Source organism: Streptomyces sp. NPDC014733 (genome assembly GCF_043083385.1).
Classification (GTDB): Bacteria; Actinomycetota; Actinomycetes; order Streptomycetales; family Streptomycetaceae; genus Streptomyces.
In genome coordinates, this window is sequence record NZ_JBIBYO010000017.1 from 45,324 (window position 1) to 59,252 (window position 13,929).

Consider the following 13,929-nt stretch of genomic DNA (forward strand, 5'->3'; position numbering starts at 1 on the left):
TGTTTCTCTCCGGTCTTCGCGGGGCCGTGGCGACCTGATCCACGAGAACCGGACAGAAACACCCTAGGTGCACCCGGATCGCACACCGGCCGCCGAGTCGTTACGACGGGAGAACGATCGGTGGCGGCACGGGTGTCGGCGCACCCGCCCTGACCGGCGGCTTCCCCCCACCGCAGGCGCAACGGACGCCCAGCTCACCGCGCCTTGTGGTACGTCAGCGTGGGCGCCCCGCCGTCGCCGTCGAAGGAGCGGCGCAGCCCCTCGGCGGTCTTCTCCAGCGTGCTCGGCGCACCGGGACGGCAGCTGGTGGCCGGGCCGGAGACGACCCGGGAGGGCCCCAGCCGCACCGGCGGGCCCGCCGACCGGAGCGCCGCGGAGAAGGTGCAGCTGTAGGCGGCGCCTGACGCGGTCATCGTCATGACGGTGTCCCCGGCCGCGCCCTGGGTGAGGGTGAACCGGCGGACGTCCGCCGAGCCGGGGGGCGACGCCTCCCAGGTGCCGAGGAACGCCGCCGGGATCCCGCCGGTCTGCGTCCCGGTCGGACTGCTGCCGCCCGCCGAGTCGTTGTTCTCCGCCGCCGCACGGTCGCTGCGCAGCAGGAAGTACGCACCGCCCGCCCCGGCCCCGGCCAGCGCCAGCGCGGAGGCGAGGACCAGCGCGGTGACGGCGCCCCGGCGCCGGCGGCGCGGCGCCGGGGCGGGCCCCGCCTCCGCCGCCGGCCCGGCACCGGCCTCGGGGTGCTCGGCCTCCAGCAGCTCCACGGCACCGCGGCCCAGCCGCGCGACCAGCGCGCCGGGCAGCCACGGTTCGTCGTCCGCCGCCGGACCGGCGAGCGCCGCCGTGTCCCGCTCGGCCCAGGCGACCAGCTGCGCCGGGGAGGGCCGCGCGGCCGGGTCCTTCGCCAGACAGGCGGAGATCAGCGGCCGCAGCCCCTCGGGCACCGCGGCGAGATCCGGCTCCGCCTCCGCGATGCGGTACATCACGGCGTGCACCTGGCTCTCCGGCGTCCCGAACGGGGAGCGCCCGGTCGCCGCGTACGCCAGTACCGAGCCGAGGCAGAACACGTCGCAGGCGGGGGTGAGATCGTCGCCGCGGACCTGCTCGGGCGCCATGAAGCCGGGTGAGCCGACGGCCTCGCCGGTGCGCGTCACGCCGTGGTCGGTCACCGCCTCCAGGGCCCGGGCGATGCCGAAGTCGATGACGCGGGGGCCGTCGAGGGTCAGCAGGACGTTGGACGGTTTGAGGTCGCGGTGGATGATGCCCGCGGCGTGGACGGACTCCAGCGCGCGGGCCAGCCCCGCCGCCAGGATGCGGACGGTCCGCTCGGGCAGCTTGCTGCCGCCGCCGACGGTCTGCTGGAGGGACGGCCCGGCGATGTACCCGGTGGCCACCCACGGCGTCTCGGCCTCGGTGTCGGCGTCCAGGACCGGTGCGGTCCACTCGCCGCCGACCCGCAGTGCGGCCCGTACCTCGCGCCGGAACCGGGTCCGGAACTCCTCCTGACCGGCCAGTTCGGCGCGGACCAGCTTCACCGCGACCGTGCGGCCGCGGTCCGAGCGGGCCAGGTAGACATGGCCCATGCCGCCTTCCCCGAGGCGCCCGATCAGGCGGTAGTCGCCGATCCGGCGGGGGTCCTGGTCCCTGAGCGGCACCGGCCCACCGGTGCGTACCGGCCGTCCCGCGCGTCCCGGGTGCAGTTCCACGATCGCCGCCCTTTCCCCCGAAGCCACCCCCGGAGCCGCCCCGAGGATATCGACCGTCCGGCCGTGCCTGAGGCGCGCACCCGACGGAGCGCGCCCCTCCGGCTCAGGACGCGTGGGCGAGGGGTGCGCTTAACCCGGGAAGGGGGCGCGCTTAACCCGCGGCTGCCTAGCGTGCGGACGTATCGGAGCGCGGTCAACGGGGCCGCCGCACGGACGGCAGCGGGAGAAGGGACGGAGGGGGCGGCATGAGAACGCCGGGGACCTCGGCCGGTGCGACCGGCACCGGCACCGGCCCGTGCGGCCACGGCCGCCGCCCACGGTCCGGCCGGAACTGCCCCGGTCCGGGCCCTTACGGGCAAGGCCGTCTCCTCCTGTCCCGATATCCGGACGGTCGGTCGGGTGCCCGGTGCCGGAAAGCGGGTATGCGGCCTGCTACCCGGCGCCCGCTCCGGGCGGGCCGGTCCGGGCGAGCCGCCGGGAGGCCCCGCCCGGTGACCGCCCGCCCCGGAACGGCGCCGCCCGCCCCGTCCGCCCCGAACCCCCGCCGTCCGCCGCCCGGTTCCGCCCCGCCGCAGGCCCCCGCCGCACCCACGCCAAGGAGACCCGCGTGATTCCCGCCGTACGCGCCCTCGCCCGCGCCGCCATGTCCGCCCGTCCCGTCCCGCTCACCGACGTCCAGGAGCGCGCCGCCCTCCTCACCCGGTACGACAGCCGCTACCTGGTGCCGGTCGACGTCTTCGCCGAGTTCGCCGCCGAACTGACCGACCGGCGCCGCCCCGGCGGCCCGTTCGCGGCGCTGTGCATCAACGGCCGCCGCTGGTTCCGCTACCGCTCCGTCTACTTCGACACCCCCGACCTGCGCTCCTTCCACGACCACCAGCAGGATCGCGGGGGCCGCTTCAAGATCCGTGAGCGGCTCTACCGGGACACCGGGGAGCGGCAGTTCGAGGTCAAGCTCAGCGGCGCCGGCGGCCGGACCGTCAAGCACCGCCGTCCGCTGCGGCCCGACGACGCTGCGCTCGGCACCGGCCAGCGCGACTTCCTCGCCGACGTCCTCGACCGCGCCTACGGCATCGACGCCCCCGCCGATCTGGACCCCTCGCTCACCACCGACCACCAGCGCGCCACCTTTGTCGCCGACGGTCAGCGCATCACCTGCGACGTGGCGCTGGTCGGCGAGGACGCCCGGACCGGCCGCAGCGTCCGCGCCGACGGCGGGCTGGTCCTCGTCGAGACGAAGACCACCGCCCCGCTGTCCGAGGCCGACCGCCTGCTGCACGGGTACGGCCTGCGCGCCGCCCCGTACACGAAGTACTGCGGCGCACTCGCCGCCCTCCGCCCGGACCTGGCCGCCCACCGCGGGCCGCGCACGGCGCGGACGCCGTTCCCGGCCCGCTGACCGGGGCGGCGCGGGGCCGGGTGCCGCGCCGCTTCAGCCGCCCCGCCCCGGGCGGCGCGCCCCGCGCTCCGGGGCGCCGCCGGAGCCGGTGCCCGTACGGGATCCCGTACGGGCACCGGCCCGGCTCCGCGTGCCCCGCCCCGTACGCGGCCCGTCCCCGCCGAACGCGGCGGTCACCCGGGCGCCGCCGCCGGGGCCTCGGGTGAACTCCACCGTGCCGCCCGCCTCCTGGGCGGCGCGGCGGACGATGTCCAGGCCGAGGCCGGTGGAGCCGCCGCCGCTGCGGCCGCGTTCGGGGACATGGCCCTCGGGGAAGCCGGGGCCGTCGTCCTCGACGGTGAGCCGGCCGCCGTCACCGTCCGGGGCGCGGTCCACCGCGAGCCGGACGCCGGTGCCCTCCGGGGTGTGGTCGAAGACGTTGCCGAGCAACGCGTCGACGGCGGCGGCCAACTCCGTCTCCTCGGCCCGGACCGGCACCCCGGCCGCCGCGTCGTCCGGGAGCGTGCACTCCAGGGTGCGGCCCTGGTCCTCGGCGAGCGGCAGCCAGAAGGCGGCGCGGCCCTGCACCACGGCGGCGAGATCGGCGCGCGGCGGACCCGAACGGTCCTCCCGCAGCGGCTTGCGGGCGGTGCGGATCACCTCGTCGACGCTCCGCTCCAGCGCCGCCACGCCCGCCCCGATCCGCTCCGCCTCCGCCGGGTCCCGCAGCCCCTCGGCGTCCAGCCGCAGCGCGGCGACCGGCGTACGGAGCCGGTGCGCGAGGTCGGCGGCGTTCTCCCGCTCGGCGGTCAGGAAGGTCTGGATGCGCTCGGCGAGGTGGTTCAGCTCACCGGCCACCAGCCGCAGTTCGGGCGGTCCGGACGGTTCGGCGCGGGCCGTCAGATCGCCGCGCGCCAGCCGGTCGGCGACCGCGGCGAGCCGCCGGGTGGCGCCGACGAGCCGCGCCCCGAGCCGGTCCGCGAAGAGCAGCCCCAGCACCATCAGCCCGGCGCCGAGCCCGGCGAACCCCAGCGACGAGGCGAGCGTCCCGTCGTACAGCCGGTCGTCGCCGATCGCGATGTGGACGACGGCGGTGCCGCCGACGACACCCTGGACGGGCAGCAGCACGGTGCGGCCGCCGCCGGCCGGTTCGTAGGTGAACGCCCGCCCGTAGCGCGCCAGCCGGACCGCGTCGGAGACCGGTGCCGGGGGTCCCAGGACGGTCCCGTTGCCGAGGATCACCGAGGTCCGGGGCAGTCCCGGGCCGTTGGCCGCGGTGACCAGCGCCTCCGCGGCGGACCGGTCGGACGGGGCCGGTCCGGAGCCCGTGGCGAGCGTCTTCCCGAGCCCGGCGGCGAGGGCGTGCGCCCGCGAGGTGGCGTCGGCGGTCGCCCGGTCCGCGGCGTGGCTGCGCGCCAGCAGCGACAGCGGGACGAGGAGCGCGGCGAGGATCAGCGCGGTGGTCGCCGCGGTGACCAGCAGGATGGAGCGGCGCACGGCTACGCCCGGTCGGCGGAGGGGCGGCGCGGGCCGGGGCCCGCCGGGTCGTCCGGCGCGCCCGGGGCCGCACCGGGGGAGCCCGGGCCCGCCGTCTCCCCGGGCGCGTCCGGCGCCGCCAGCTTCACCCCCACCGTCCGGACCGTGTGCAGATAGCGCGGCCGTTGCGCCGTCTCGCCCAACTTCCGGCGCAGCCAGGACAGATGGACGTCCACGGTCTTGTCGGCGCCGCCCAGCGGCTGCTGCCAGACCTCGGCGAGGAGTTCGCGGCGGGAGACCACCTGGCCGGGGCGGCGCGCGAGGTACGCCAGCAGGTCGAACTCGCGCGGGGTGAGGTCCAGCGCCGCCCCGGCCAGCGTCACCTCGCGGGCCGCGGTGTCCAGGACCAGCTCCCCGATCCGTACCGCGGGCTCCGGCTCGACGGTGCCCAGGCGGCGCAGCACCGCCTTGATCCGGGCGTCCAGCTGGGCCGCGCCGAACGGCTTGACGATGTAGTCGTCGGCACCGTCCCCGAGCACCGCGACCATGTCGGGCTCGTCGTCCCGGGCGGTCGCCACGATCACCGGGACGTCACTGACGGCGCGGAGCATCCGCAGCACCTGCGTCCCGTCGACGTCCGGCAGACCGAGGTCCAGGACGACGAGGTCGGGGCGGTCGGTCACGGCGGCGTCCAGCCCGGACATGCCGGTCGCCGCGGTGGCCACGGCGTGCCCCCGGTCGCGCAGCGCCCGCACCAGCGCGCCGCGCAGCTGGGGATCGTCCTCGACAACAAGAAGATGTGGCATGCACGTACCGTGTCACGCTTGGCGCGCCCCGGAAACGGCGGACCGCCGCCCCGCCACCACGGGGCGCCCTCCCCCGGCGTGCGCCAGGCCCCGCGCGCCCCCGGCTTCCCCGCCCCGCCCCCCACGTCGACACACTGTCCGCGCCCGCCCCGGCTGCCGTACAGACTGTCGGTACCGGCGGGCGACCCGTGATCCCTAGGGTGAAGAGGTTCGCCGCGCCTGTCCCCGGCGGACCCGAGCGACCGATCCGAGGTACTGACCGTGACCACGACGCCCCCCGCCCCCTCCGCCGCCACCGGCGCGGCCGTGAAGGCCGCCGACCGCGCGCACGTCTTCCACTCCTGGTCCGCACAGGGCCTGATCGATCCGCTGCCCGTCGCCGGCGCCGAAGGCTCGTACTTCTGGGACTACGACGGCAACCGCTACCTCGACTTCTCCTCGCAGCTGGTCAACACCAACATCGGCCACCAGCACCCGAAGGTCGTCGCGGCGGTTCAGGAGCAGGCCGCGAAGCTCTGCACGATCGCCCCGGGCTTCGCCGTCGACGTCCGCTCCGAGGCCGCCCGGCTGATCGCCGAGCGCACCCCCGGCGACCTCGACAAGATCTTCTTCACCAACGGCGGCGCCGAGGCCGTGGAGAACGCGGTCCGCATGGCGCGGCTGCACACCGGCCGGGCCAAGGTCCTCTCCGCCTACCGCTCGTACCACGGCGCCACCGCCGCCGCGATCAACCTCACCGGCGACCCGCGCCGCTGGCCCTCGGACACCGCGTCCGCCGGTGTCGTCCACTTCTGGGGCCCGTTCCTCTACCGCTCGCCGTTCCACGCCGAGAACGAGGCCCAGGAGTGCGAGCGCGCCCTCGCCCACCTGGAGGCGACCATCGCCTTCGAGGGCCCGCAGTCGATCGCCGCGATCGTCCTGGAGACCATCCCGGGCACCGCGGGCATCATGGTTCCGCCGCCCGGCTACCTCGCCGGGGTCCGCGAGATCTGCGACCGCCACGGCATCGTCTTCGTCCTCGACGAGGTCATGGCCGGCTTCGGCCGCACCGGCCACTGGTTCGCCGCCGACCACTTCGGCGTCACCCCCGACCTGCTGACCTTCGCCAAGGGCGTCAACTCCGGTTACGTCCCGCTCGGCGGCGTCGCCATCAGCGCCGAGATCGCCGCGACCTTCGAGACCCGCCCCTACCCGGGCGGCCTCACCTACTCCGGCCACCCGCTGGCCTGCGCCTCCGCCGTCGCCACGATCAACGCGATGGCCGAGGAGCGGATCGTGGAGAACGCCGCGGAGATCGGCGAGACGGTCATCGGCCCCGCGCTGCGCGCCATGGCCGAGCGCCACCCCTCCGTCGGCGAGGTCCGCGGCCTGGGCGCCTTCTGGGCCCTCGACCTGGTCCGTGACAAGGAGACCCGCGAGCCGCTGGTGCCCTACAACGCCTCGGGCGCCGACAACGCCCCGATGGCGGAGTTCGCCGCCGCCTGCAAGCGCGGCGGTCTGTGGCCCTTCGTCAACATGAACCGCACCCACGTCGTTCCGGCCTGCACCATCACCGCCGCCGAGGCCGAGAAGGGCCTGGCGATCCTCGACACCGCCCTGGAGACCGCGGACGCCCACACGGTCTGACGGCACGTCGGCCCCTCCAGGCAGCCGCCTCCCGGCGCACACCTGCGCCGGGAGGCGCGCGTCCGGACCGTACGCGCCCCGTGCGCGGCACACCCGGACCGGCCCCCGAACCGCCCCCGCACCGGCCCCCGGGCAGGTCAGGGTGGGCCTCGCCTATCGTGGACGGGCCGCCCGCCCGCCGTGCGGCACCAGGTCGTCGAAGGGGACGGACGGACACCATGGCCGCTGATGGGCCCGGCTCGGTCGTACGGCGCAACACCCTGCGCCGGCAGATCGCCGATGCGCTGCGCGACGAGGTGCTGGCCGGGCGGCTGCCGTGCGGCCACCGCTTCACGGTGAAGGAGATCGCCGAGCAGTACGGCGTCTCCGCCACCCCCGTCCGGGAGGCGCTCCTCGACCTCTGCGCCCAAGGGCTGCTCGACATCGAGGAACACCGCGGCTTCAAGGTGCGCGCCTTCACCGCCGACGACTACCGCGCCATGGTCGAGGCCCGCACCCTCGTCGTCGAGGGCATCTTCCGCGGCCCCGGCGCCGGCGTCCCGCGCCCGCCCGACGAGGACCTCCTCTCCCTGCGCCGCCGCGCCGAGGAGGCCGAACGCGCCGCCCGCGCCGGCGACCTGGACGTCCTCATCGGCTACGACCTGCGCTTCTGGCGCGAGCTGGGCGGTCTGGTCGGCAATGCGTACATCCGGGAGTTCCTGGACCGTCTCCGGGTGCAGACCTGGATGTTCGCCGTCCCGCTGCTGCGCGAGCGGGACGAGTTGCGCGGCCTCCTGTGGCAGGGGCACCGCGCCCTCGCCGAGGCCGTCGCCCGGCACGATCCGGCCGAGGCACAACGGCTGATCACCGAGTACAACGTGCACGCCCTCACCCTCGTGGGAACGCCCGGCTAGCACTACGCTGTCCCGACCGTCGGCCGAAGCCTCCGCCACCGCGGACCGCCCACCCGCCCCTTCCGTCCCCCGTAAGCCCCTCTCTCCATCCGTCCTCTCCGCAACACGCGCGCCGTGCCAGTGGCCCCGACCGGAAGCGAGCACTCACTCGTGGCATGTGACCTGTGGCTGGTACCCCTCGTCGATGTGCTGTGCCACAGCCCCGACAACCCCTTCTCCGAAGAGATCGCCGTCTATGACAAGGCCCTGACGGACGCCGGGCTGCCACCGGTCCCCGTCTTCAGCTACATGCCGGGGCTCTCCGGCGACGTGGCGCCGGTCGCCGGCTTCGACTACGACGCGCTGCACTTCCTGCGCCGCGCCTACCTGCTGCGCCTGTGCGGGCTGGAGGTGACCCCGGTCGACGAACTGGGCGGCGACTACGAGCAGCTGCTGGAGATGTTCGAGCAGACGGCCCAGCAGTCGCACCTGGTCTGGCACTACGACCACGCCGGGGCGTACGTCCCGGTCGACTTCCCGCACCCGCTTTCCAACGACGAACTCCTCGACGGCGGCGGCCCGTTGGGCTCCTCGCACGGACTCCTGCGCGACCTCGAACTCGTCGCCCCGGCCCTCGGTATCGACCCGGCCAACCCGCCGGCCCCGCCCGCACCGCCGTCCGGTCCCACCGGTCTGGAGGAGCCGTCGGCGAGCCCGCCCGCCGACGACGGCCCGTTCGCCCGCGAACGCCACGTCTGGCTCGGCCTGCACGCGGCCGCCACCCGCAGCCTCGGCCAGGGCTCCATGATCGTCTTCAGCTGACGCCTCCCCGGACGCGCACCCCGCCCGGCGGACGGGACGCGCGTCCGGGGCCGTCAGCGCGGCGGCTCCGGCGGACGCTGCCGCGGCATGTTCGGCCGGGCGCCCGGCGGCAGCGTGAACCGCCCCCCGCCCGGCTGCCCCGGCCCCTCCGCCCGCGGCCCGGACCACGGCGGCGCCGACCGGTCCGTCCGGGGCACCGGCCCGGCCCGGAACTGCGTCATCCAGTCACCGGTCTCGGACCGCACCAGCTCCCCGATGTCCTCGTGGAAGCGGCGCAGCACCCCCAGACAGCGCTCCGCCGCCTCGCTCGCCGTGCCCTCCGCCGGGCCCAGCACCTCGCGCACGCTCTCCGACGCCCAGTCGAACTGCAGCGCCTCCAGCCGCCGCTGGATCGCCTGCGCCGTCGCGACGTCCCGCATCCAGCCCGCCGTGGCCCCGAAGTACCGGTCACAGCCCCCGCAGACGGCGGCTATCAGCAGCGCCACGTACCCCCAGGGCGCCCCGCCGTGCCAGGCGCCCGCCAGATCGATCAGCGGCAGCGCGGCGCCCACCGAGACCCCGGCGGCGGTACCGGCGCGCAGCGCCCGCGCCGCGCGCCGCTTGCCGCGCCGGTCGCGCAGATACCAGTCGGCGGCGCGCAGCGCGCTCTCCTCCGTCCACGCGTAGAGCGCGTCCAGCCGGTCGGCGGGCTCGCCCCAGTCGCCGTGCGGGAAGGCCCGGCCGGTCAGGTCACCGGGCCCGCGCCCCGGGGAGCGGGCCCCGAGCAGGGCGGCGGCCCGCTCCCAGGCGCGGCGCGGCTCCCGGCCCCGCCCGCCGTCCCCGGGCGTCCCCTCCGGCTGCATCTCCGGCTGACTCAACCGTGGACTCCCTCGTTGCGGCTACGTACGGTGCGCCCGGTGCGTAGGAAAAGCGGATGCGAACACCCCTTCCTACCGCCGAACGGTGGGGCTTGCCCCCAAGATCACGGGATTCCCGACCGGAAGTGCCCTGCCATCGGGTATAGGCCAACCGGGCGTCTCACCCGAAAGAGTTGCCGCACCCCTGGGCACCGGGTTGCCGGGGACCGTGCGGGCAGGGGCGCCGGACCGGGCCGGAACCCCGGGCGACTAGGCTGCCACCCGTGAAGGTCCTCGTCATCGGCGGCGGCGCCCGCGAACACGCCCTGTGCCGCTCCCTGTCCCTCGACCCCGACGTCACCGCGCTGTACTGCGCCCCCGGCAACGCCGGTATCGCCGAGGTGGCCGAACTCCGCTCCGTCGACGCCCTGGACGGCGCCGCCGTCGCCGCGCTCGCCGCCGACCTGGGGGCCGGGCTCGTCGTCGTCGGCCCCGAGGCGCCACTGGTGGCGGGCGTCGCCGACGCGGTCCGCGCGCGCGGCATCCCGGTCTTCGGCCCCTCCGCGCAGGCCGCCCGGCTGGAGGGCTCCAAGGCGTTCGCCAAGGACGTGATGGCCGCCGCCGGCGTCCCGACCGCCCGCAGCTACGTCTGCACCACCGCCGAGGAGATCGACGCGGCGCTGGACGCCTTCGGCGCCCCGTACGTCGTCAAGGACGACGGGCTGGCCGCGGGCAAGGGCGTCGTCGTCACCGAGGACGCCGCCGCGGCCCGCGCGCACGCGCTGGCCTGCGTGGAGGGCGGCGGGCAGACCGTCATCGAGGAGTTCCTCGACGGCCCCGAGGTGTCGCTCTTCGCGGTCACCGACGGCGAGACGGTCGTCCCGCTCCAGCCCGCGCAGGACTTCAAGCGCGCCCTCGACGGCGACGCCGGCCCCAACACCGGCGGCATGGGCGCCTACAGCCCGCTGCCCTGGGCCGACCCGCAGCTCGTCGACGAGGTCCTGGCCACCGTCCTCCAGCCCACCGTCGACGAACTGCGCCGCCGCGGCACCCCCTTCTCCGGCCTGCTCTACGCGGGCCTGGCGATCACCTCGCGCGGGGTGCGGGTCATCGAGTTCAACGCCCGCTTCGGCGACCCGGAGACCCAAGTGGTCCTGGCCCGTCTGAAGACGCCGCTGGCCGGGCTGCTGCACGCCGCCGCGACCGGCACGCTCGCCGCCGTCCCGCCGCTGCGCTGGAGCGACGGCGCCGCGGTCACCGTCGTCATCGCCTCGCACAACTACCCGGGCACCCCGCGCACGGGTGACCCCGTCGAGGGCCTCGCCGCCGTCGCCGAGCAGGACGGCCCCACGGCGTACGTGCTGCACGCCGGCACCACACAGGACGCGTCCGGCGCGGTCCTCAGCGCCGGCGGCCGGGTCCTGTCGGTGACCGCGACCGGCGCCGACCTCACCGCCGCCCGCGACCGCGCTTACCGCGCCGTGGGCCGGATCTCCCTGGACGGCTCCCAGCACCGTACGGACATCGCCCGCAAGGCCGCGGCGGACGCGGCCCGGGCGACGAACGCGGGGGCGCAGGCGTAACGCCGCTCCCGTACGGCCTCACCGGACGGCCCCGGGGCCCCGCCTGCACGGCGGCGGCACCGGGGCCGCCGGTGTGTTCGGGGGTGTGCGGTCCGTTCGGCTCGTCCCTCCGCCGGGTGCCGCTGGTGCACGGGGGCGGGCACGGCGGCGGGGGAGCGGGTCCGGGGCGCGCCGGGCGTGCGCCGGGGCGGGCCCGGGAGCGGGTCGGGCGCGGTCCGCGGCGTGGCCGGGTGCGCGTCGGCCACCGGTCTCCGGGGCCGTCCGGGAGACAGTTCCCGGCTCTGCCCAAAGCCATACCATCGAGTGACCGATCCGGCGAGCTGCTGACGTGAGCCGGGCCCCCAACTAGGGTGCCGCGCAAGCGTTCTGTGTGCGCCGTGCTGCTCTCCGGTACGGCGACCACGGCGACGTGCGGCAAGTGGCTCACCGGCGTTGCGATGTCAGTGGCCGGTGCCACAGTGGTGGGGAGCGCGCGAAGGCTCGGGCCCGGTGCCCGTGCGGACCGGAGCCGCCGGGCGCTCCCGAAGTTCGGCTCGATACGCGTGATCTCTCCGATGTCTCCGTCCGTCTCCACGAGGACAGCAGGGGGTGTGCAGGCTCATGGCAGGTCCGGAAACAGGCGCCCTCGCGGCGCGCTCCCGTGCCCTGGCCGTGCTGCGGATCCGCGGTGCGGCGCTCGCCGTGGCGCTGCTCCCCGCCGCCGTCGCCGTGGTGCTGCTGGTCGGCGGCGCCACCGGCCACCTCGGCGCGCCGGACGCCGCCGCGGGCTCCGGCTGGGGCCTGGCCCGGCTGATCACATGCGGCGCCGCGGTGCTGACGCTGGCGCTCGCCGCGCTGGTCGGCGCGGTCGTCGCCGGCGCCAGGCCCGCGCTCAGCCCCTCCGTCCCGGTCCCCGAGGCGGCCGCACCCGACCTGTACCGCCTGGTCCGCGAGGTGTCCGACCGCCTCGACGTCCCCGCACCGTCCGCCCTGGCGCTCACCCCGGACTGCGACAGCTGGCTGGAGGACCGCACCCACCGCGCGCTCGCCCCGCCCCGCGGCGCCCGCCGCGCCGCCCGGCGGACGACGGCCCCGGTGCTGGTCATCGGCTCCCCGTTCCTGTGGTGGATGCGCGTCGGCGAGCTGCGCGCCCTCCTCGCCCCCGTCGTCGCCGGCACGGGCCCCGCGGCGGACCCGGACATAGCCGCGGCCCGCCGGTTCATCCGCGGGCTGGACGCCGCGGTCGCCGTCGCCGCCCGCGCCCGGGGCGTGCGGGCCCCCGCGCTCCGCTTCGTCGGCTGGGTGGCCCGCCTGATGCTGCGCGCCTGCCGCGACCACGCCACGCTCATGGAGCGCGCCGTGGCGGCCGCCGCGTCCGAGCGCGCCCAGGACGTCGACCAGCGGCTGCGGACCGTCGCCCAGGAGCAGGTCGGCCTGGCGTACGCGGGGTGGGACCGGCTGCTGACCCGCGTCGCGCTGCCCGCCTGGCGGCTGGGCCGCTGGCCCTCCCACCTGGACTCCGGCGTGGTCTCCGCGCTCACCGAGCTCTCCCGCCGTGACCGCCTGGCCGACGGCTTCACCGCCCGGCTCGGCGAGCGGCCCGCCTGCGACCTCCTGGAGGAGCCCGGCCTCATCGACGGCGCGGCCTCCCTGCTGGCCGCCCGGCTCTTCCACGGTGGCCCGGCGGCGTCCGGCCCCGGCTGGTCGCCCGTCGGCTGGGGCGAGTATCCGGACGAGGTCGTCGACCGCACCTGGCGCCTGGAGGCCGCCCGCCTCCACCGCGTCCTCGACGACCTGCCCGCCGCGCCCCCGCCCGGCCCCGGCGACCGCCCGGTCCGCACCCCGGACGCCGCCGCGCCCCGGACAGGCCCGGACGCCGCGGAGCCCGGCGCCGCATCCCTGGCCGCCCCGGCGGCGGGCCCTGCCGCGGCCGGGGCAGGCAGCTCCGCCGTCGGCGGCCCGGTCCGCCCCCCGGTCGCCCTGGCCACCGCGACGGCGCCGCCGCCCGCCGCCCCGTCCCTGGGCCCGACGCTGGAGCGGGTCATCGACCACCTCTCCGGCGACACCGCGGCCGGCGACCTCGTCGCCGCCCGCCTGGACGCGGAGCTGGCCCGTGAGGCCCGCACCGCGGCCGCCGGAGGCCCCGGGCGCGCGGAGCCCCCGGAGCCGGCCGGCCCGCCCGCTCTCCGGGAGCCGGCGGCCGCGCCCGCCGCCCCGGCGGCGGACCGTTCCGGCACCCCCGGGGCGGCCGGCGGTCCCGCCGCCCCGGCGGCGGACGGCGCCGGGCTGCCCGGCCTCCCGGACTTCCCGGAGCTGCCGGAGCCGGACGGTGCGGACGGCCTCGCCGACGGCGAGCTGCCGCTCTTCCCGCTCCAGCCCCCCCGCACCGGCCGCGACCTGCTCGCCGACCACGTCACGGCGATGGTCTGCTGCGCCGCCGTGGACACCGCGGGCGCCGCCCCCGGCCTCGACTGGCTGGACGGCCCCGCCCTGCTGATCGACGGCGCCCGCCGCGCCGACCTCGGCACCCCCGTCCGCAGTCTCGTCGAGGACGGCGACGCCGCCCCCCTCCGCGCCTGGCTCGCGACCATAGGCGCCCGCCCGGAAAAACCGGTTCGCCTGCCCTGAGCCCCGGGCCCCGCGCCCTGAGATCCGGGCCCCGCGTCCTGAACCCGAGGCCCCTGCCCGGGCCCCGAGCCCGCTGCCGAATCCTGAGCCCGCATCCTGAACGCCGCACACCTGGCCCGCCCGCCGCTGCCGCCCGGCCCGCCCGACGCCCCGCACCGGCCCCGCGCCCACGTCCCCGGCCGTACGCCGGTCCGGCCGGCCGCGCCCACCGGCCCTGGCG

The 13,929-nt window shown here is 77.2% G+C and carries 10 protein-coding genes; 6 read left to right on the plus strand and 4 right to left on the minus strand.

The window, feature by feature from the left end; genetic code table 11:
* Window positions 1-194: 194 nt before the first annotated feature.
* Complete coding sequence (locus tag ACF1BH_RS27930; protein ID WP_391646854.1) at window positions 195-1,703, minus strand: serine/threonine-protein kinase; 1,509 nt, start codon at window positions 1,701-1,703, stop codon at window positions 195-197.
* A 607-nt stretch (window positions 1,704-2,310) separates the two neighbouring features.
* On the opposite strand from ACF1BH_RS27930, the gene ACF1BH_RS27935 reads away from it, so the two are divergent.
* Window positions 2,311-3,102: a polyphosphate polymerase domain-containing protein gene (locus ACF1BH_RS27935; protein ID WP_391646857.1), complete on the plus strand. Its 792-nt coding sequence runs from the start codon at window positions 2,311-2,313 to the stop codon at window positions 3,100-3,102.
* 33 nt (window positions 3,103-3,135) lie between these two features.
* Here ACF1BH_RS27935 and ACF1BH_RS27940 read toward each other — a convergent pair whose 3' ends face one another.
* Both ACF1BH_RS27940 and ACF1BH_RS27945 read right to left on the minus strand, forming a co-directional pair.
* Window positions 3,136-4,578, minus strand: a complete 1,443-nt coding sequence (locus ACF1BH_RS27940; protein WP_391646859.1) for a sensor histidine kinase — start codon at window positions 4,576-4,578, stop codon at window positions 3,136-3,138.
* Between the two features lie 2 nt (window positions 4,579-4,580).
* Window positions 4,581-5,363, minus strand: coding sequence for a response regulator transcription factor (locus ACF1BH_RS27945; RefSeq protein WP_391646861.1), 783 nt, complete (start codon window positions 5,361-5,363; stop codon window positions 4,581-4,583).
* 261 nt (window positions 5,364-5,624) lie between these two features.
* On the opposite strand from ACF1BH_RS27945, the gene ACF1BH_RS27950 reads away from it, so the two are divergent.
* The 3 genes from ACF1BH_RS27950 (at window position 5,625) to ACF1BH_RS27960 (ending at window position 8,683) form a co-directional block, all read left to right on the plus strand.
* Window positions 5,625-6,989 carry an aspartate aminotransferase family protein gene (locus ACF1BH_RS27950; protein WP_391646863.1) on the plus strand — a complete coding sequence of 455 codons (1,365 nt, stop codon included), beginning with the start codon at window positions 5,625-5,627 and terminating at the stop codon, window positions 6,987-6,989.
* Between the two features lie 218 nt (window positions 6,990-7,207).
* Window positions 7,208-7,882, plus strand: a complete 675-nt coding sequence (locus ACF1BH_RS27955) for a GntR family transcriptional regulator (RefSeq protein ID WP_391646865.1) — start codon at window positions 7,208-7,210, stop codon at window positions 7,880-7,882.
* Between the two features lie 150 nt (window positions 7,883-8,032).
* Window positions 8,033-8,683: a hypothetical protein gene (locus ACF1BH_RS27960; protein WP_391646867.1), complete on the plus strand. Its 651-nt coding sequence runs from the start codon at window positions 8,033-8,035 to the stop codon at window positions 8,681-8,683.
* Between the two features lie 53 nt (window positions 8,684-8,736).
* Here ACF1BH_RS27960 and ACF1BH_RS27965 read toward each other — a convergent pair whose 3' ends face one another.
* Entirely contained in the window at window positions 8,737-9,540 is an 804-nt protein-coding gene (locus tag ACF1BH_RS27965; RefSeq protein WP_391646869.1) for an SLATT domain-containing protein, read from the minus strand.
* A 263-nt stretch (window positions 9,541-9,803) separates the two neighbouring features.
* Between ACF1BH_RS27965 and purD the strand changes: the two genes are divergently transcribed.
* Both purD and ACF1BH_RS27975 read left to right on the plus strand, forming a co-directional pair.
* On the plus strand, window positions 9,804-11,102 hold the full coding sequence (purD, locus tag ACF1BH_RS27970) for a phosphoribosylamine--glycine ligase (RefSeq protein ID WP_391646871.1): 1,299 nt from the start codon (window positions 9,804-9,806) through the stop codon (window positions 11,100-11,102).
* A gap of 600 nt (window positions 11,103-11,702) precedes the next feature.
* Window positions 11,703-13,709, plus strand: a complete 2,007-nt coding sequence (locus ACF1BH_RS27975; protein WP_391646873.1) for a hypothetical protein — start codon at window positions 11,703-11,705, stop codon at window positions 13,707-13,709.
* Window positions 13,710-13,929 lie beyond the last annotated feature (220 nt).

Coding starts and splice junctions, on each gene's coding strand:
- ACF1BH_RS27955 (WP_391646865.1), top strand. CDS start 7,208: ATGGCCGCTGATGGGCCCGGCTCGGTCGTACGGCGCAACACCCTGCGC.
- ACF1BH_RS27945 (WP_391646861.1), bottom strand. CDS start 5,363: ATGCCACATCTTCTTGTTGTCGAGGACGATCCCCAGCTGCGCGGCGCG.
- ACF1BH_RS27975 (WP_391646873.1), top strand. CDS start 11,703: ATGGCAGGTCCGGAAACAGGCGCCCTCGCGGCGCGCTCCCGTGCCCTG.